At 57.9% G+C, this 18,524-nt stretch carries 13 protein-coding genes and 3 pseudogenes; 2 read left to right on the forward strand and 14 right to left on the reverse strand.

Translation table 11 applies throughout. The features are described 5' to 3' along the window. Window positions 1-8: 8 nt before the first annotated feature. The 11 genes and pseudogenes from AB3X96_RS37760 to AB3X96_RS37810 form a co-directional block, all read right to left on the reverse strand. Window positions 9-824, reverse strand: a complete 816-nt coding sequence (locus tag AB3X96_RS37760) for an amino acid ABC transporter ATP-binding protein (protein ID WP_368593770.1) — start codon at window positions 822-824, stop codon at window positions 9-11. Between the two features lie 181 nt (window positions 825-1,005). Then, window positions 1,006-1,839: a substrate-binding periplasmic protein gene (locus AB3X96_RS37765; RefSeq protein ID WP_368593748.1), complete on the reverse strand. Its 834-nt coding sequence runs from the start codon at window positions 1,837-1,839 to the stop codon at window positions 1,006-1,008. 631 nt (window positions 1,840-2,470) lie between these two features. Then, the gene (locus AB3X96_RS37770) at window positions 2,471-3,376 is read right to left on the reverse strand and encodes a LysR family transcriptional regulator (protein ID WP_368593749.1); all 906 of its coding nucleotides are present in this window, start codon (window positions 3,374-3,376) and stop codon (window positions 2,471-2,473) included. A gap of 11 nt (window positions 3,377-3,387) precedes the next feature. Further along, window positions 3,388-3,849 (reverse strand): annotated as a pseudogene (locus AB3X96_RS37775) (MFS transporter); the annotation flags it as partial. A 733-nt stretch (window positions 3,850-4,582) separates the two neighbouring features. Further along, window positions 4,583-5,497 (reverse strand): HTH-type transcriptional regulator ArgP, encoded by a 915-nt coding sequence (locus AB3X96_RS37780; protein ID WP_368593771.1) that lies wholly within the window; start codon window positions 5,495-5,497, stop codon window positions 4,583-4,585. Window positions 5,498-5,781: 284 nt separating this feature from the next. Beyond that, a complete protein-coding gene (locus AB3X96_RS37785; RefSeq protein ID WP_368593750.1) occupies window positions 5,782-6,795 on the reverse strand; it encodes a GlxA family transcriptional regulator in 1,014 nt (337 codons plus the stop codon). Window positions 6,796-7,066: 271 nt separating this feature from the next. After that, window positions 7,067-8,269 carry a porin gene (locus AB3X96_RS37790; protein ID WP_368593751.1) on the reverse strand — a complete coding sequence of 401 codons (1,203 nt, stop codon included), beginning with the start codon at window positions 8,267-8,269 and terminating at the stop codon, window positions 7,067-7,069. Between the two features lie 224 nt (window positions 8,270-8,493). Further along, window positions 8,494-9,669, reverse strand: coding sequence for a PLP-dependent aspartate aminotransferase family protein (locus tag AB3X96_RS37795; protein ID WP_368593752.1), 1,176 nt, complete (start codon window positions 9,667-9,669; stop codon window positions 8,494-8,496). Between the two features lie 12 nt (window positions 9,670-9,681). Next, entirely contained in the window at window positions 9,682-10,404 is a 723-nt protein-coding gene (locus tag AB3X96_RS37800; protein WP_368593772.1) for an amino acid ABC transporter ATP-binding protein, read from the reverse strand. 86 nt (window positions 10,405-10,490) lie between these two features. Continuing rightward, on the reverse strand, window positions 10,491-11,141 hold the full coding sequence (locus tag AB3X96_RS37805) for an amino acid ABC transporter permease (RefSeq protein WP_368593753.1): 651 nt from the start codon (window positions 11,139-11,141) through the stop codon (window positions 10,491-10,493). Between the two features lie 13 nt (window positions 11,142-11,154). Beyond that, window positions 11,155-11,922, reverse strand: a complete 768-nt coding sequence (locus tag AB3X96_RS37810) for a substrate-binding periplasmic protein (protein WP_368593754.1) — start codon at window positions 11,920-11,922, stop codon at window positions 11,155-11,157. A gap of 196 nt (window positions 11,923-12,118) precedes the next feature. Between AB3X96_RS37810 and AB3X96_RS37815 the strand changes: the two genes are divergently transcribed. Both AB3X96_RS37815 and AB3X96_RS37820 read left to right on the forward strand, forming a co-directional pair. Then, the gene (locus AB3X96_RS37815; protein ID WP_368593755.1) at window positions 12,119-13,309 is read left to right on the forward strand and encodes a M24 family metallopeptidase; all 1,191 of its coding nucleotides are present in this window, start codon (window positions 12,119-12,121) and stop codon (window positions 13,307-13,309) included. 60 nt (window positions 13,310-13,369) lie between these two features. Next, window positions 13,370-14,128 (forward strand): IclR family transcriptional regulator, encoded by a 759-nt coding sequence (locus AB3X96_RS37820; protein WP_368593756.1) that lies wholly within the window; start codon window positions 13,370-13,372, stop codon window positions 14,126-14,128. Window positions 14,129-15,325: 1,197 nt separating this feature from the next. Here AB3X96_RS37820 and AB3X96_RS37825 read toward each other — a convergent pair. From AB3X96_RS37825 to AB3X96_RS37835, 3 genes and pseudogenes are all read right to left on the reverse strand, one after another. Then, window positions 15,326-15,415: pseudogene (locus tag AB3X96_RS37825) on the reverse strand (LysR family transcriptional regulator); the annotation flags it as partial. A gap of 795 nt (window positions 15,416-16,210) precedes the next feature. Next, window positions 16,211-17,117, reverse strand: a pseudogene (locus tag AB3X96_RS37830) (HTH-type transcriptional regulator ArgP). A 140-nt stretch (window positions 17,118-17,257) separates the two neighbouring features. Then, window positions 17,258-18,487: a diaminopropionate ammonia-lyase gene (locus AB3X96_RS37835; protein WP_368593757.1), complete on the reverse strand. Its 1,230-nt coding sequence runs from the start codon at window positions 18,485-18,487 to the stop codon at window positions 17,258-17,260. Between the last annotated feature and the right edge of the window lie 37 nt (window positions 18,488-18,524).

Genomic DNA, 18,524 nt, shown 5'->3' on the forward strand with positions numbered 1-18,524 from the left:
CGCGGACCTCAGTCGAGATGCAGCACTTTCTCGAGGAATTCGCGGGTGCGTGCTTCCTTTGGGCACCTGAACATGTCGGCGGGTGCGCCCTGCTCCACGATTTTTCCGCTCGCGCAAAACACCACACGCGTAGCGATATCGCGGGCGAAATGCATGTCGTGCGTCACGATGATCATCGCCATCTTCTGTTCAGCGAGTTGCAGCATCACGTTCTGCACTTCGATGACCATTTCCGGATCGAGTGCCGACGTCACTTCGTCGAATAGCATCAGCTTCGGCTCGAGCATCAGCGCACGCGCGATCGCCACACGCTGCTTCTGACCGCCCGAAAGCTGGCTCGGATACGCATGCAGCTTGCTCTCCAGACCTAGCCGCGCGAGATACATCCGGGCCCGCTCGGTTGCTTGCGCTTTCGACAGGCCACCGACCTTCATCGGCGCGAGGACGAGATTGCCCAGCACGGACAGATGCGGAAACAGCGTGTAGTGCTGGAACACCATCCCGATCTGCTTCTGCAACCGGGCGTCGATGCGCTTCGAGCGGCCCGAGTCCGCACCGTAGATATACGGCTTGCCCTGGAAGCCGATCCGTCCGCCCTGAATGCCTTCCAGTCCCATCATCACGCGCAGCAGCGAGCTCTTGCCGCTTCCGCTCGGGCCGATGATGACGAGCCGGTCGTCGGCGCGCATGTCGAGATTCATGTGGTCCATGACCACCAGGTTCTCGCCGTAGGACTTGTACACATCCTCGAATTGCACGAAATCGCCCATCGTGGACGGCGTGAAGTCCACCACAGCCGGTGGCGTGTGAGATTGGGCAACCATGGTTTGCGATGACAGCATGAAGTCTCTCCAGCGGGACGCGCCTTACGCGCGCGAAGGTGAGTCGAACCCCGCGACCGTGGATGTGCCGATGTCGTTGCGTCTGGTACCGGCCACATAAACGCAAATCGCGATGCCAGCCGCGAGCGAGCGAACGCGCTCACTCGCGACATGGCAGCAAGCGTCACTTGTTCGAAGCGAGCATGGATTGAACGGAGGTCTTGATGAGGCGATTGACCGCGCCGGAGCTGACCTGCTCGCTCACGTACTTGTTAAGTACCGCGATGTCGGCAGCTGGCGTGTCTTTCCTGATACCGAAAGCGACTTCCTGCTGCGCGAGCGGCGGATTCGGCTGAATGGCGACGGCCCAGTCGGGATGCGCCTCCGTCAGCAGCATGTTCGTGATGTTGGCGTCGGCGAGAAGGTCGGCGCGTTTGGACATCAGTGCGAGGCGGGTTTCGTCGTTACCCGGCAAGCGCATGATTTGCACCTGTTTGAAGACGGCCGTGATCGCCTTGTCCTGCGCGGAACCCGACATCACCGCGACCGTCACACCCGGCTTGTCGATTTCGGCGATGGAATGGGCGCCCTTCGCGATCTTCGGGTTGTTCCTGTTGTAGACGAACGAAACGTTGTAGTCCGTTGCGGGCGCGGAAAACGAGATCGCTTTCTCCCGCTCCGGCGTGTCGTTGAGCGCCATCGAAAGATCCCATTTGTTCGATTGCAGACCCGCGACGATGTTGTCCCACGTGGTATCGACGAACTCGACTTTCACTTTGAGCACGTTTTGCCCGAAGTTGCGACATAGCTCCGAGAAGAAGCCGCTGTATTCGCCGGTCTTCGGGTCGCGCATGACGTACGGCGGCGCAACTGCGGCGCCGCAACGCAGGACGCCAGCCTTCTTCACACTTTCCCAGCCGGCGGTTCCGTCGGCGTGCGACGGCGCGCTTGCAACGACGCAACCCACCGCTACGAACGACAGGAACGTTTGACGGACAAAACAGGACAGCCGAACCATGGTGACCTCTCCTTTAAGGGTAATTCCGAGGACGGAACACATGTGCCACACACCATTGCGTGTTTATAGGTGTGCAGCGATGTATGCATCCTAGAAAATCATAAATGGAGCTGTCAACCAGGAAATTGCCCTAGTCGATATTTCATGCCGCATAGCGGTTTCGTCAGACAAAAAAGAGCTCCTCCAGACCGCGCGGCCGACCTCAAGCTCATCGATTCCTTCCCATCGAGTCAGGAAACTCGCTCGGCAGGCTCAAGATGAACCTGGTAATGACGATCGCCGCGTCTGCGGGAGAGGCGAGTAGGGATTCACTTGCGCGGCCGGAGGCGCACTGCGCTGTTTGGGGGAAGGGGGAGAACAGCGGTCGGACACCGAGTGGGATGCGGCAGCGGAACCCGCTGCCGCATCCCACTCCTTCATGTACTTGCGAGTGCCTCCGCGCTGACCGCCGTGAAGAAGTCAACCAGATTGCCGTCCGGATCCCGAACAGCAGCGAGCGATCTCCCCGTGGCTGAGTGGTAAGGGCCTGTACAACGTCTTCGAGTTACCCACACCGCAACAAGCAGCTTGAGTAAAGAAGTATGTGCATCGGATCGAACCGCGAGGTTCCAAAGCCTCAACGTACTTCGCTTTAGGCGTGACGACTACTCGTCGCGCCGAGCTCTCGCGCAAGGTCGAGAAACCCCGCGATGTAAGCGATTTCCTCTTCTCCGTTCCGCACACCTACGTTGATGCATTTGCTGATACCCGGCTCGCCCAGACGAATGGCCCGTACAGGCAACCCTTCGCCCTCTTCTGCTACGAGCCAGTCCGGCAACACCGCGACGCCGCGTCCAGCCGCGACGAGTTGCAGCATCAATTCCGTCTGCTCCGCCGTCCGGTGATACTTCGGCTTGCAATGCGCGGGCACGAGAAACCGCGTGAAGATATCCAGACGCTCCTTGCTGACGGGAACGGTGATGAGTTCCTCGTTCATCAGATCCTGCGGCAGCGCAAACTCGCGCGCGGCGAGCGGATGCTCGTCCTGCACGACGAGCATCAGTTCATAGTCGATAACAGGTGCGAACACGATGTCAGGCACGTCGATGGGGTCGGGCGTGATCAGCATGTCGATCTCGTAGCCGAGCAGCGCAGCGACGCCATCGAAGCGAAAAGCCGTGCGAACGTCGAAATCGACGCCAGGCCACGCGGTTAGGTATTGAGGCGTCAGGCGCGTCAACCATTTCTGGCACGGATGACATTCCATACCCACGCGCAACGCTCCGCGGCGACCTGCAGCGAAATTGGTCAGCGTGCGTTCGGCGTGTTCCATCTGGGGGATCACGCGTTCCGCGAGACCCAGCAGATATTCGCCAGCGTGCGTGAAACGCAATCCGCGGCCGTTCTTCGTCCACAACTTGACGCCGTGTCGCTCCTCGAACTTCCGGACCATGTGGGACAGCGCGGACCGCGTGACATTCAGGCGTTCGGCGGCGGCCGTCACACTGCCGAGACGGTCGACTTCCATGACGATCGACAGATACTGGAGGTCTAGCATGTCTTGCTCCTTCAGCTGCGGTGCGTCCCGAAGGTTCTCACCGATGCGCGGGTGGGCCGCGACATCGCAGCGAATGCGGCCAATCCGAGCATGGGGCCTGGCACCAGCAGCCAGGTCGCGTCCAGGCCGACGCGTTCGAAGAGCGACGTCGTGATCGCAATCGAAACCACCGTCACGGCGAAACCGATCGAGTTCTGGATGGCGAGTGCGCTTCCGACGAGATCAGGCGGACAAGCCCTCGCAGCCAGCGCGGAGAACTGTGGCGAATCGGCGACGACGGTTGCCCCCCATATCGCCATGAGCGCTGCCAGCCATTCAGGAGACAGGAAGCGCCAACCGAGCGCAAAGGTCAGAGAGCAAAAGCCCGATATCGCGAGTGCGCCTGTCCCCACCTTCGCGCTCCCGATGTGTCGCGACAGCACACCGCCCACCAGCGAACCGACCGCACCCATACCGATGATCGCGAACGACATCGCTGGCGCGGTGTCGATGGTCATCCTGTGCAGGCGCCTGGTGGTCAAGACCAGCGAGTGATCCGTTGCAGAACTAACCGTGACAGAAAACCGTAACCGGTATCTTGCAGATGGGGACCGCCACAGGCCGATTTCCTTTTCACAGGCCTGCCGGTACTTTTCCCGACCTAGACGCTTGCACCACTCGTCTCCGTGCAAGAGACTTCACCCTGCATGGCGGGCCGCTCTGGACCAGGTGGATAAATGCACCATTTGCCGTCTCGGTGACGAAAAAAGAACATCGCCTTCGATCCGCTCCCATTGTCTGCGACGACGCAAACATAACGTCCCACCCCGGATCGTCCGTAATGGCTGACCCGGAATCCTCGCTTCGGGTCGGGCGCCAACCAGTCGTGGACCAAGCTTCTCAACGACATTCCTGAAATCGCCATAAACGTCCTCCTCCTTTGTAAAGGTTCGCGCCCGGGATCATCCCGACGCGCGACAGCGGCTTCGGCTCGACCGGGTCGAACTGCCAGTCGACCCTCGGCCATGGCAGCAGATCGAGTGCGCAGCGCGTCGACGTGGCAGCTACTTCCCGGCACCGCGCGCCGGCTTGTCATCACACCTTTCACGAAGCCGTGATGCCGTCCCTTGGCGATGCGCCCTTTCGGAGCAGAACCCCAGGACGCCTGCGTGTTGAGCATGTAGCGTCCGACCGGCGAAAACATCACCGTAGCGCCACAAGCCCCCTTCAACGGGTCTCCTCATCCCTCCGGGCCGGCTGAACCAGGCTTCGCCGCGCCGCCGCCATGACCAGTGCGCTGATCGTCGCGAGCGGCTCTGGCTCCTGCTCCCAGTGATGCCAGTACAGATCGATCAGCAGATCGTGCCCAGGCGCGAGTGCAACCAGTCTGCCGCTGTCGATCAGCAGCTCCGCCTGCATCGCGGGCACCAGCCCGTAGCCGAGCTCGTCCAGGATCGCATTGAGCAACGCCACCGGCGAAGGAAAATAGTGTCGCGGGTACCTGCCGACCGTCACACCGAAATGCGACCGGAAAAACACGTCATGCAAGGCGTCCTTCCGGTCAAACAGGATGGCGGTGGCCTGAAGCGCGTCGGGCAAGCTCAGGCCACTGGCGAAATGTTCGCGCGCGAATCCCGGTGTGGCGACACACTGATAGCGCATCCGCCCGACCGGCGCGGCCACGAAACGATCGACAACCGGTTCCGGTTGCGTGGACAGGAAGCCCTTGACGTCGCCGCGCGCGAGTGCCTCGAGCGTGTGGTCCTGATCGTCCACGACGATCTCGAGCGCCACATGGTGTTGCGCCAGCTCGCGCGTCACCGGTTCGAACCAGGTGGCAAGGGAATCGGCATTGACGGCCAGCGCCAGCGCTGTGGTCGAGGCTCTGCCCGGCATGACACGCCGGAGCAGATCGTCCTCGTGCAGCCGGACCGTCATGAAATGACGAAACACCGCTTCGCCCGCTTTCGTCGGCAGCACGGCCGGCTCCCGCAGCGGGAGCAGCGCCCCGATCGACTGCTCGAGCCGCCTGACCCGTCGTGTCGCTGCTGCAGAGGAGCTATTCAGCGCAACCGCCGCTTGCGTGAAACTGCGATATTCGACAACCGCGGCAAATGTTTCCAGCTCCAGCATGTTCAGCATCGCGCTCACTTTCGCCTTCGCTCCTCGTTCTTCGGTAGTGCACCTGACACGGGAATGTCAACCAGGAAGTGGTTATGCTGTGCGGTATTGATGTTCGCATTTATTTTGTCACCCGGTCGTCAAGCCCGGTTCGATAATCCGCTGCAGAACCGGGTACTACGGAATACGATAATCGCCATCCCACCGACGACGGCAACCACAGGGCGACTTCCTTTGCACAGACTCGCGTGACTTTCGCCGACCTGGACTAGAACCGCGGAGACTTGGCCTTTGCTTCTAGCCACCTAAGGATGCCGCGATGGCACAGTGTAGAGCCGATCCTGGAGAGAATCCCGCACAAACTTCCTGCGGTCCTCACGGGGAGTCAATCCAAAACGCTCACGATAGACATTTGAAAAGTGGGCCGCCGATGAAAAACCACAACTAAGGCTGATTTGCATCATGGATTTTCCGGTTCGCTGAACCTGCGACCTCGCCTCGGCAAGGCGCAGGGCGAGGTAGTGCTTCGACGGCATCGATCCGAGACGAGCCTGGAACATTCGCTCCAGGTGCCTTCTTGAGACACCCACGGAGCGAGCAATCTCGTCCAGCGGAAGCGGATCCTCCAGATTGGAGGCCATTAGCTGCAGTGCTTTGCGCAATCGCGAGTCAAGGTGCTCGGCTTCTCTTTGAAGCGGGCCGCGTTGCTGCTCGTCGCCAACTCGCAGGGGCGCTGCAATGAGTATCTCAGCAACACGCTCACTCAAGGCACGTCCGTGTTCACGGCAGATGAGTTCGAGCAGAAAGTCGACCGTGGCACGACCTCCGGCGCATGTAGCCCGATCCCGGTCAATTTCGAAGATCTGCCTTGTCTTAATCAAACATTCGAACTGCTCCACAAATTGCTGGTAGAAGCTCCAATGCACACTCACACGATAGCCAGAGAGCTGACCTGTCCGTGCAAGCCACCAAACCCCGTGCTGAATGCCGATAACAAGTGCAGTCCTCTGGACAACCCTGAACAACTGCGATAGAAATAAATTGTCGTCTGAAGACTGATGAAATCGCTCGCCTATTACAATCAACCAGTCACAACGAAGGGAATCATCGAACGCCAGGCCAACTGGCAAATTCGCCCCTCCTGGAACTACTACTTGGATACCCTCACGTGAATACACATCTACCTGGAATAGAGTGCCACCCGTTAGCTCATTGACCAGGGCGAAGGTGTCGACAATGGCTCCAATACCGGACATCGAGACGGGTGACACAATGACGACGGCTACCTTGCCGGTGCCTTGAGTTGATATAGCAGACATTTCCTTACACTACTCGTTCACGAATCCCGGCTATTCGGTTACCACCAAGTCCCAAGTCACGACACGGCGCCCCAACGCCTTCGCCCCTTTGCGAAGCCAGCTCTCATGCGCCGGCGCCCACGTCAATCGCCATAGTGTCGTTACATGCGACATATCAGGCGCCCGTCACATATGCCAGCAGTCACTTCGATCCACGGAACAAAAATCTATCGACATCCGGTAACGGACAAGAGGCGGACCCCATAACTTCGTGACGACCGCCTCGATCCACTTAAAACTTGTGGCTTATTCCGACTAGAGCGACGGTCTGGTTTTGACCAGACGACGGATCAACCGCAGCAATGTTAGCTACAGCAGGCAGGCCGCGCGAATCGGTTCCCGCTGCATGCTGATACACCACACCCCCATAAAAGTCGGTACGCTTCGAAATGCTGTAGTCAAATCCGAGGTTCACCTGATGATAAGTGGCAGATGTGACGCCCGACGAATGCGTATAAGCATACGAGACCCCGAGCAGCATCGCAGGCGAAAACTGATATGTCGCATTGAGTTCGCCGATATTAAATGTTTGCGTGCCACGGTATGCATTTTCCGTGTCTGTCAGCCCTGCTACCGGCGTCTTCCCCAAATCTCTAAACTGGGTATTGCTGTAGACGACGCCAAGTGTTGCGGGGCCGAAACTATAGGATGCACCAGCAGAAAATATTCGCTCCGACCCCGCCGAGGCAAATCCCGAATCAACGGGACTCCAGAAATTCGATCCGGTCGCACTGGATCCCGCATTATTACCATAGAATGAATAATTCGGATTGTTAACTACGAGATAGCCGATCCCCACGCGTAGGTTTTCATTATTGAATCCTGCTCCTACCCCGATGATGCTGTTCTCTTTTGTCGAACCGGGAACACCGCCAGGGCTATACATTACTTTCCCGCTCAGCCCCCTGTACTCCGGGGTGGCGTAGATGATCGCATTGTTTATCCACCTGAAGTCGTCCAGATTGTCGACATCTGCCGGGTGCGCCCCGGCTCCCGAACCGTTGAACGCCCAGGTACCACCCGCCGACAGTTCACCGGTGTAAGAATCGCCAACGGAGTATTGACGTCCTAACGTCACCTTGCCGTAGGGGCCGGAAAGGCCGACAAACGAATTTCGACCGAACAACGTGTTGCTGTTCCCCATCGCCCCCGAATTTAAGGAGAAGCCACCCTCCACGGTAAACAGCGCCGCCCATCCGCCGCCGAGGTCCTCATTTCCTTTCAATCCCCAACGGTTGGAATTCATCGCGCCGTCCAACAGGGCGTATTGATGTTTTCCGCCGTCGTTGGAATTGAACATGAACGCATCGTCCACGACCCCGTAGAGTGTTACGCTGGATTGAGCATGACATACTGTTACAGACAACCCAAGTACAGCTGCAGCAAAAATCCTAGTCATCACATCTCCTCCGATTCCGATATCGCCAAGTGACATATCAAGTCGGTTAAAAATATTAGTTATACTAAGTTAATAGGATAAAAAGAAGTTACCAATCAAATTAGATCGCATCGCCAAACTAAGTTGGCGACGGTTCCAATTGCGTTACTCATAGAAAAAATGGCCAGAAAATCAATAATTTCACTGCCCGCACAAGCAGGCAGTCAATCCAACTATTAATGCCTTTTTACACCACCATCAAACCCGTCAACACAAATTGACTAAAGGGCCGACAAAAATCGCTCGATATCGCGCCAGAGATCGAGCGGACTTTCCAATCCGACGCTGAATCTCAAATACGTTGTATTACAACTGCCTACCCCAAAGCTACGTTGCCCATCGAGCGACATCGGTGCAACGAGGCTTCGCGTCCCTCCCCACGATGCGCCGATTGCGAACAATTCAAGACGACCCAGTGCCCGGTCGATTTGCGCCGTGTCTTGCATCTGCAGTTGGACAGAAAATACGCCGGTACTCCCCTGAAAGTCCCGTTTCCAATACTCGTGTCCGGGAGACTCCTGAAGCGCCGGGTGAATAACACGGGCAATTTCAGGTCGGTCCTTCAAGCGCAGTGCGAATTCCAGGGCGGTCGAACCGACGTGTGCCAGGCGCACTGACATGGTTTCAATGCCACGCAGCGCTAGAGAGCAGTCATCAGGCGATACACCTATGCCCAAATTTGCGAGTTGCTCTCTCACCTGCAGATAAACACCCATCGACGCAAAGCTCAACGCTCCCAGCAAAAGATCGGAATGTCCGCCTACATACTTGGTCAACGCTTCAGCTACGACGTCCACACCTAGCGAAATCGGCTTGCAAAAAATCGACGTTGCCCATGTGTTGTCGCAACCGGTCAACACACCATTTTCTTTCGCAATACTTACGATTTCACGGATGTCACAGACTTCCATTGTTGTCGAACCCGGAGCTTCTATCCAAATCAGCTTTGTCCGCCCGACTCTTATAGAGCTACGCAGAGACTGCAGGTTCATCGGGTCGTAGATGTCGAACGCAACTCCATAGCGCTGCAGGACCTCCTCCGCAAACTGCTTCACCGGCGGGTAGACGCTATCGGGAATCAGGACATGATCGCCGTGCGCCAATAGAGTCAACATGAGGACTGATATAGCGGCTTGCCCTGACGGAACAAGGACGGAACGAACGCCCCCTGCGAGTCGAGTCAGTTGTTCCTCGAGTGAGCGGGTCGTTGGTGTCCCCATCAACCCGTAGCTATATCCGTCCGGGAACTGAAGGGAACGATCGCGATAACTTTGTGCGTTTGGGAATACGATCGTGGAAGCCCGATACACTGGCGTAGAAAAGCTCCGAAATCCTTCGGTGCTCGCGCCAGTCCTATGAACGCACAGAGTCGATTGTTCAAAAACATGATCTGCCATCTTTGCGCTACCTCACAACACTTTTGAGAGAAATTCGCGCGTTCGTTCTTCACGCGGATTGCCAAGCACCTGGGCCGGCGGTCCAATTTCCAGGATTTTCCCTCCGTGCATAAACGCGACGCGCTTGCTTGCCTCACGAGCAAACCCCATTTCATGGGTAACAACAACCATCGTCATCCCATCACAGGCGAGATTCCTGATGACGTCCAGTACCTCACGTACCATCTCAGGGTCAAGCGCCGACGTCGGTTCGTCGAAGAGAAGTGCCCGCGGCTTCATGGCCAGCGCGCGGGCGATTGCGACGCGCTGCTTCTGCCCGCCGGACAGTTTATGCGGCACTACACCTGCCTTCTCAAGTAGGCCCACCTTAGCCAATAGCTCCTCAGCTTCTTCCCTCGCCTGCAGCTTTGACATCCCCAACAACCTCGTCGGCCCGAGAGTCACGTTCTCGAGTACCGTCATATTGCTAAACAAGTTAAAGTTCTGGAACACCATGCCGATCTTTCGACGCAATTTGTTTACGTCGTACCGCCTGCTTAGCACATCTTCGCCATCGATATGTATGGTTCCAGCGTCCGGCGTTTCGAGTAAATTCAGACAGCGGAGAAACGTTGATTTTCCAGACCCAGATGCACCAATTAAGGAAACCACCTCACCCTCGGCGACCGACATGCTAACGCCATTGAGGACTTGAACGGATCCAAACGCTTTTTCGACACCGCTCGCAGAAATCATGGCGACACTTTCGGCTGCAACCTGGTGCGCGCTAGCACCCGGCTCGGATTGACCTCCGAGCTCAGAAAGAAGACGAATTGGCGCGTTCATCGAGAAACCCTTTGTTCGAGATAGCCAGTCATGCGTTCGGCTATGAGGTATATGACAAGATACATGCCGCCCACTATCGAGAGGACACGGATCATGTCAAAATTCTGCATGTAAATGTTCTGCCCAGCGAGTGTGAGTTCCGTTACGCCTATAACAGACAAAAGCGACGTATTCTTGAGCGTGATGCTAAGCTGATTCGCCAGGTTGGGAATCATGGTTCGAAATGCTTGCGGGATAATCACCAGTCTCATGGTTTGCCAATGCCCAAACCCGATTGCACGTCCAGCCTCCATTTGCCCTCGATCGACGGCCTGAATCCCCGAGCGAAAGACTTCGGCCAGAAACGCCGCCGTGTATAGCGCCATGGCAATTCCGCCGGCAATTGTTGCGGGTGTCCGAATTCCCGTCAACACGGGTAGACCAAAGTAAACTAGCAAAATCTGGACGAGCAGCGGCATTCCGCGGATGACGGTTCCATATGCTCCGGCAATCGAAGCCGCCAACCGGAACTTGGACATTTTCATAAACGCGAGGGGCAAACCTAGTACGCCGCCGAAAATCATCGATGTCGCTGTCAGGATCACCGTTAGTTTCAATCCCTCCCAAAGAGAAGGAAGGTAATCCCAAAGCCAATTCAAATCTTTCATGAGTAGCTGCGCCTCAATTCATGTTGTAAGTCTTCGCAATGGCATCCAATTCGCCGCTGGCTTTTAATTTCGCGATGCCACGATTGACGATTGCGACCCACTTGCTACCTTTCGGGAAGGCGAACGCGATACCTGTCGGATCCAGCATGGGACTCACAATCTTGATCGTAGGCTTGGCACCTTCGATCCGCAATTGATAGTTCACCAGCGCGGAGTCGTAGATCATCCCGGCCACGTCACCCGATCTCATCGCAAGTTGCATACTTGCCGGATCCTGGAGGATTCGCAGCGTGACGCCCCATTCAGCCGCGTGCTCACGCGCTACTTTCAGTGCGGCAGAGCCCTGTTCGCAAGCGATCGTTTTGCCCTTGAGTTCGGAAAGGCTCTTGATTCCACTGTTCACCGGAACTACGACGAGAGCACCTTCGACGAAATAGGGCGTCGAAAAGTCAACAATTGCCTGACGTTCCTTCGTAATGAAGATGCCGCTTACGGCGATATCGAGTTGTCCAACCTGGAGTGCCGGAATCAAACCGTCGAATGCCATCTGCTGATAACGCATATCAAGATTTTCTAGCTTCCCTACCCTCTGCAGGATGTCGTTGCTAATTCCAAGAAATTTGCCCCCATGGATATACGAGAAAGGTGGCGCATCGGGCGCGGCTCCGACAGCCAACTTAGCGTTCGTCACGTTGCCGTCCGCCAGCGCGGCCGCCGAATGCGCGAACACTGCGGCCGCGACGCACACGAACATCGCAGTACCAAGTCTCTTTTTGAACATCGTCGATCTCCTCCAAAAAAGTAAGTGACAGGCCCACGTCCTGGGGGTCAGCCTGTTCCTAATATCGGTTCACTGTTCCGTTATTATCGATGCCGGGCACAACGAGCGTTATGGGGGTTAACGAGCACCGACACACGGTTTACTTTATCGGAACGTCGTTCCTATAATAGGCACAGCCACTACGACGGAGAAATCCATGAGCTTTGTCGACACTCTCGAGCAACACACTCTCAGCCTTGCCTTCTCGTGCAGGCAAAAACTCTTCTCGGCTGCGCCGGAACTTGACGTCATCGTCACTACGGACCCGGTCCATGTCGGTTACCTGACAGGCTACCGGAGCATCCTTCAGGACGCTGGTCCGTATGCGCAAGCGGCGATCGCGACACGCGATCGGGTGGCCCTGATCACTGGCGCGAGCGATGCAGCTGCTGCTTTAGAGGAATTGGAAGACCCGTCGTGCATCTGGCGATACGGCATCTTTTACGTCGGCGCAACGGCAACAGTGGCGGGCTATGCGGACATGCCGACACCAGGTGACAACTTTGTCGATACGATCGTGTCCGCATTACGTAGCTTCGAAATCCGCGGCGGCCGCGTCGGCCTGGATACGCGCGACGAAAAATTGGCACGGACAATTTGGCAGCAATTCCCTCACGTGGCATTCCAAAACGGGGCGCCTTCGTTAAAGCGAGCGCGCGCAACGAAATTGCCAGGCGAACTCGCATTGCTGCGTCATGCCTCGCGCATCACCGACAAAGCGCTCGAATTCATCGTGCCGATGATTCGAGCTGGCGTCACGGAACTCGATATCGCAAGCGAAATTAACGGCGCTATCGTTCAAGGGGGAGGCATCCCGCGCTTTGTCGTAGTTACGTCCGGCGAGCGCAGCTCACGGGTTGATGCCTACGCCCGCGCCAAACGCCTAGAGAACGGAGACCTCGTGCGCATGGACATTGGCTGCACCGTACAGGGATACTGTTCAGACATGGCCCGTACTCTGACGGTTGGGGACCCAAGCGATCAGCAAGCCGAGCGCTACGCGGCACTGCTTGCCGGCGAACAGGCGCAAATTGCGGCCTTGAGACCGGGCGCGTTGGCCAGCGACATTTACAAGATCGCTATCGACACTGTTCGGCAAGGTGCGCTGCCGGATTACCAGCGGAGTCACTGTGGCCACGGTATTGGTTTGCATTCCCATGAGTTTCCCCCCATCGCCGCCAATTCAAACGTCCTACTCGAACCAGGCATGGTCTTCTGCGTCGAGACCCCCTACTACGAACTCGGTTGGGGCGGCATGATGGTGGAGGATACGGCTATCATCACGGATGACGGACACGAGCTTTTGACCCATTCGACTCGGGAACTATGCCAAGATCGGGTAAAGTAAGGGCCCATCGCCCAACCTGACCATCCATAGGCCGCCAGGCTTTCGTATAGACAAGACCCAATGAAGAGTCAATCACTTGAGCGAGGCCTCGACGTCATGGAGCTACTCAATGCGTCGCAAGAGCCGATGGGGCCGCGGGAAATAGCCCGTCGGCTCGGTTTAAGTCCGGCCATCGTTCAGCGTCTCCTCAATACCTTGACGGCAAAGCATTATTTGAGACGAGACCCTGTTACGCGCCGGTACAGTATCGGGTACCAGACGTTGAATATGGGGGCGGCGCTGATGGCGCGAGATACGTTGTTGTTGGAGGCCCGCAAAGAACTCCAGTTGCTGGCTGACAGCATGCGTATCGATGGTTATCTTGGCGTGCTTCAGGACAAAACCCCAATGTATCTGCTTAGTGTCGACGGCAAGGGACCAGTGACCGTCAGGGTACAACCCGGGTCTCCTATTGGATTACACAATACGGCCATTGGTAAGATCATCCTTTCGTCTTTCCCTGACGATCAAGCCCTTGAACTGCTGCGACTAGAACCGCTGGAGCAGAGCACGGCCAAGACGATTACCGACCCGGAAAAACTCGTTGCGTCCTTGCATAAGATTCGGACCGACGGATATGCTCTGATCGAGGACGAACAGGTTATGGGGATCTCCTCAGTAGGTGCCCTCGTCGGGGATGTCAGTGGGCAGATGCGGACAGCGATCAGTGTCGCTTATTCGAAGCACTTCAGCCCTGAACTCGAACAACAAAACGTGATTGAGGCTGTTGTCGCCGCAGCGAGTCGGATCACGCGCAATTGCGGGTTTCATTGTGGCTGAGACAGCCGACCACAATGCAGCCGAGAGCGGCTCCTTGGCTGGAGCTGCCCAGCTCCAGCACAACGAATCCGACACCTCAACGTGGACAGAGATCGAGTCCGGAATGACATTTCTGCCTGAACGTTACACAAGCTTCGATTCATACCTGATAGACTTCGGTGGCACGTCGAAGACGCAGGTGCGGAAAAGATCGCGGCTGCAGGGTTCGACTTAGCGAATCACTGCTCGTCCCGACCCACACCGCGACAGCGCTGACCAAACCTCTGCCCCGGTTCCGACCTGAACGACTGCTTCGACTGGCTGATCGTAAGCGCCCGGGGAACACATCTAGACAACGAGTATTTCGTGGCACCCTCTCAGCTTGCCAAGCTGACGTGATCTAATCGCGTATCGGTGTCACCGAGTTCGTCTCTCGGGCCGTCCGATTCCAGTGAGTTGTTTCCCATGCGTCTTACAGATGCCGAAGCTAGGGGAGCGCGCTCGCCAACACCCAGCAACGCAACGAGCAGCTCGTTGGCGACGTGCAACGCCTCGCGGCTGACGCTCCGATGAGCGGCGCCTCGCTGAGCGGCACGAGAAGCAGCTCGCTAGCGTAATGGAGCAAGTGCGGGAGATGCCTCCATCGCTGCTCTCAGAGTTCGAAGCGTGGGCCGAGCAGCGCCCCGTATCAGATCTTCTCCCTCCTCCAAATACCGGCCGCAACGATGCAACGATCGGTGCCGTTTAGCTACTTCCTTGGAGAATACGTGGCAGCGATCTCCTCGAGGCGATGCGACAACCGGGTAAGCCAGTCCCGCCGCTCCAGTAGACATACTGATACACGCCGTCAATCCGCTGGACGTAACCGCCACCGCCACAGAATCGTTGCGCTGGAGCGACAAAGCGGCGTGTTTTTTAGACAGCAACAAATGAGTACGTCAGCGAGTACATTGTCGGAGATAAATCAGAAAACATCCTCGTTAAATCAATCACCTAAGCGTGAAATCAGAGTCCTCTTCTGGAGTCCAAAATCGTACGAGGAAGTCTCGTAAAGCTTGAATACCTGATAAACGTTTGATTCGATGAGATTTTTCCGAGTGCCGCTCGGTGCGCAACCGCGCATGGTGGGCCATGCAGTGCATCCACGGCACATCAAAGTTCGAGTGCTGGAAACGTACTCGTATCCTTTCTCTTTCGCACGCTCAGGCACTGCCAACGATCGACAACCGGTTCCGGTTGCGTGGACAGAAAGCCCTTGACGTCGCCGCGCGCGAGTGCCTCGAGCGTATGGTCCGGCGTGTTCAGCATCGTCCACTTTCCCCCTCGCTCTTCGAGCGCGTCTGACACGGGAACATCAACGCCATGCAGCGTCCGGTAGTGGCGCGGGTCGATGGTCGTCTTGCCCGGGCGCCCGGTGGTCAAGAACGACGCGTAACCCGTTGCAGAACTAACCGTGACAGAAAACCGTAACCGGTATCCAGCAGATGGGGATAGCGACGGGCCGATTTCCTTCACAGGCCTGCCGGTACTTTTCCCGACCTAGACGCTTGCACCACTCGCTTCCGTACACGAGACTTTACTGTGCATGGCAGGCCGCTCTGGACCGGAAGGATAAATGCACCATTTGCCGTCTCGGTGACGAAAAAAGAACATCGCCTTCGATCCGCTCCCATTGTCTGCGACGACGCAAACGTAACGTCCCGCCCCGGATCGCCCGTAATGACTGACCCGGAATCCCCTCTCAGGGTCGGGTGCCAGCCAGTCCTGGACCATGTCTCTCAACGACATTCCTGAGATCGCCATAAAACGTCCTCCTCCTTTGTGAAGGTTCGCGTCCGGGATCATCTCGACGCGCGACAGCGGCTTCGGCTCGATGGGGCCGAGCTTCCAGTCGACCATCGGCCATGGCAGCAGATCGAGTGCGCAGCTCGTCGACGCTACAGCTGCTTCCCGGCACCGCGCACTGGCTTGTCATCGCACCTTTCACGAAGCCGTGATGTCGTCCCATTGTGATGCGCCCTTTCGGGGCAGAACCCCAGGATGCCGCGCGTTGAGCGTAGCGTCCGACCGGCGAAAACATCAGCGTAGCGCCACAAGCCCCCTTCAACGGGTCTCCTCATCCCTCTGGGCCGGCTGAACCAGGCCGCGCCGCGCCGCGGCCATGACCAGTGCGCTGATTGTCGCGAGTGGCTCGGGCTCCTCCTCCCAGTGATGCCAGTACAGATCGAGCAAAAGATCGTGCGCGGGCGCGAGCACGACCATTCTGCCACTGCCGGTCAGCGGCTCCGCCTGCATCGCGGGCACCAGCCCGTAGCCGAGCTCGTCCAGGAGCGCATTGAGCAACGCCACCGGCGAAGGAAAATAGTGCCGCGGATACCGGCCGACCGTCACCCCGAAATACGACGCGAAAAACGCATCGTGCAGCGCGTCCTTCCGGTCGAACAGGATGGCGGTGGCCTCGAGTGCGCCCGGCAAGGTCAGGCCACCAGCGAAATGTTCGCGCGCAAATCCGGGGGTGGCGACGCACTGGTAGCGCATCTGCCCGACCGGCGCCGCAACGAAACGGTCGACAACCGGTTCCGGTTGCGTGGACAGAAAGCCCCCTTGACGTCGCCGCGCGCCAGCGCCTCGAGCGTATGGTCCTGATCGTCCACGACGATCTCGAGCGCCACATGGTGTTGCGCCGGCTCGCGCGTACCGGCTCGAACCAGGTCGCTAGGGAATCGGCATTGATGGCCAGCGCAAGCGCTGTCGTCGCCGCTTTACCCGGTGTGACACGCCGAAGCAGGTCATCCTCCTGAAGCCGGACCGTCATGAAATGACGAAACACCGCTTCGCCCGCTTTCGTCGGCAGCACGACCGGTTCGCGCAACAGGAGCAGCGCCCCGATCGACTGTTCGAGCCGCTTGACCCGCCGTGTCGCCGCTGCAGAGGAGATGTTCAGCGCAACCGCCGCCTGCGTGAAACTGCGATGCTCGACCACCGCGGCAAATGTCTCCAGCTCCACCATGTTCAACAGCGCGTTCACTTTCACCCTCGCTCCTCGCTCTTCGATCCCGCATCTGGGACGGGAACGTCAATGCCAGGAAGTCGTTATGTAGGCAATGAATGCCGTCATCGCGTCGGAGATGACGGCGAGCGGGAGTTCGCTCAGGCTGTCGGCTCGGCTAGCCAGGCGAGTTGGCGTTCGAGGACTGATTGGGCGGTCTCGCCGACCAGTTTCTGATACGTTGCGGGAGCGGTTGCGCCTTCCGTATTGACCAGCAACACGCGGGACGAGCCATCGAGGCCCACTTTGCTGGCCAACTGCGCGTCCTGAAGCAAGACGATAAGCCCGGCGAGACCCGCCACGCCCGACTCGCCAGCAACAACAGGCGTATCGGTATCGCTGCCAGCGGCCAGGATACGCATGGCGTTCACTGCATCGTCATCGCTGATCGTCATGAAATCATCGACAGCGGGTTGCAGAAACTTCCACGCAAGCGGCGACGTCTCGCCGCAAGCGAGCCCGGCCATCACGGAGTCGACGGAACCCGTTGCACGCGCTGCGCGTCCCGCCAATGCGCTCTGATACAGACAGTCCGCCTGCTGCGGTTCTACGACGACAAAACGGGGACGATGTTCGCCATGGCATTCCCACAGGTAGCTGATCAATCCTGCTGCAAGGCCGCCGACACCGCCCTGAAGGAACACATGCGTGTACGCCGGCCGATCCGGCTGGCTGTCGCTCTGCTCGACAATCTCCGCTGCAATCGTGCCGTAGCCTTGCATCACATCGCGCGGGATGTCTTCGTAACCGTCGTATGACGTGTCGGAAACGACGTGCCAGCCGTTCAACGAAGCAAGGCGCGCCGCCTCTTCGACCGACTCATCGTAGTTTCCGGTGATCCTGACGATTTCCGCGCCATACGCCGCGATGGCCTTCTCGCGCTCGACGCTGACATTGGCGTGCAACACGATCACACAACGGCAACCGAGCGTTTGCGCGGCAGCGGCAAGACCCTTCCCATGGTTGCCGTCCGTGGCGCTCACTACCGTGAAATGCGTCAGCAGATCCCGATAGCGCCCTTCGAACAGGCCACGCGCGTCGAGATCGTGATTCGGCCACAGCCGCTGAATCAGGCGTACCAGCGCAATAGGCGCGCCTAGTGCCTTGAAGCTGCCCAGCACAGAGCGCGTCGACTCGTCCTTGATGCTGATGCTGCCGACCCCGAGCCTCACGGCCACCCCAGGCAAATCGCGCAACGGCGTCGCATCGGGCGAAATCTTGTCCCAGCATGAAAGCCAGGCACGGCTTTCCTGTGCCTTCTCGATGCTGAGAATGGCCTTCAATTCAGCGGGGTACGCAGCGCGCGTTGCGCGTGGATTGGCTACCAACATGACCGTGATACTCCAGTAACGAATGATGTGAATGGGC

Source organism: Paraburkholderia sp. BR13439 (assembly GCF_040948805.1).
Taxonomy (GTDB): domain Bacteria; phylum Pseudomonadota; class Gammaproteobacteria; order Burkholderiales; family Burkholderiaceae; genus Paraburkholderia; species Paraburkholderia youngii.

Coding starts and splice junctions, on each gene's coding strand:
- AB3X96_RS37760 (WP_368593770.1), bottom strand. CDS start 824: ATGGTTGCCCAATCTCACACGCCACCGGCTGTGGTGGACTTCACGCCG.
- AB3X96_RS37765 (WP_368593748.1), bottom strand. CDS start 1,839: ATGGTTCGGCTGTCCTGTTTTGTCCGTCAAACGTTCCTGTCGTTCGTA.
- AB3X96_RS37770 (WP_368593749.1), bottom strand. CDS start 3,376: ATGCTAGACCTCCAGTATCTGTCGATCGTCATGGAAGTCGACCGTCTC.
- AB3X96_RS37780 (WP_368593771.1), bottom strand. CDS start 5,497: ATGCTGAACATGCTGGAGCTGGAAACATTTGCCGCGGTTGTCGAATAT.
- AB3X96_RS37785 (WP_368593750.1), bottom strand. CDS start 6,795: ATGTCTGCTATATCAACTCAAGGCACCGGCAAGGTAGCCGTCGTCATT.
- AB3X96_RS37790 (WP_368593751.1), bottom strand. CDS start 8,269: ATGTCACTTGGCGATATCGGAATCGGAGGAGATGTGATGACTAGGATT.
- AB3X96_RS37795 (WP_368593752.1), bottom strand. CDS start 9,669: ATGGCAGATCATGTTTTTGAACAATCGACTCTGTGCGTTCATAGGACT.
- AB3X96_RS37800 (WP_368593772.1), bottom strand. CDS start 10,404: ATGATTTCTGCGAGCGGTGTCGAAAAAGCGTTTGGATCCGTTCAAGTC.
- AB3X96_RS37805 (WP_368593753.1), bottom strand. CDS start 11,141: ATGAAAGATTTGAATTGGCTTTGGGATTACCTTCCTTCTCTTTGGGAG.
- AB3X96_RS37810 (WP_368593754.1), bottom strand. CDS start 11,922: ATGTTCAAAAAGAGACTTGGTACTGCGATGTTCGTGTGCGTCGCGGCC.
- AB3X96_RS37815 (WP_368593755.1), top strand. CDS start 12,119: ATGAGCTTTGTCGACACTCTCGAGCAACACACTCTCAGCCTTGCCTTC.
- AB3X96_RS37820 (WP_368593756.1), top strand. CDS start 13,370: ATGAAGAGTCAATCACTTGAGCGAGGCCTCGACGTCATGGAGCTACTC.
- AB3X96_RS37835 (WP_368593757.1), bottom strand. CDS start 18,487: ATGTTGGTAGCCAATCCACGCGCAACGCGCGCTGCGTACCCCGCTGAA.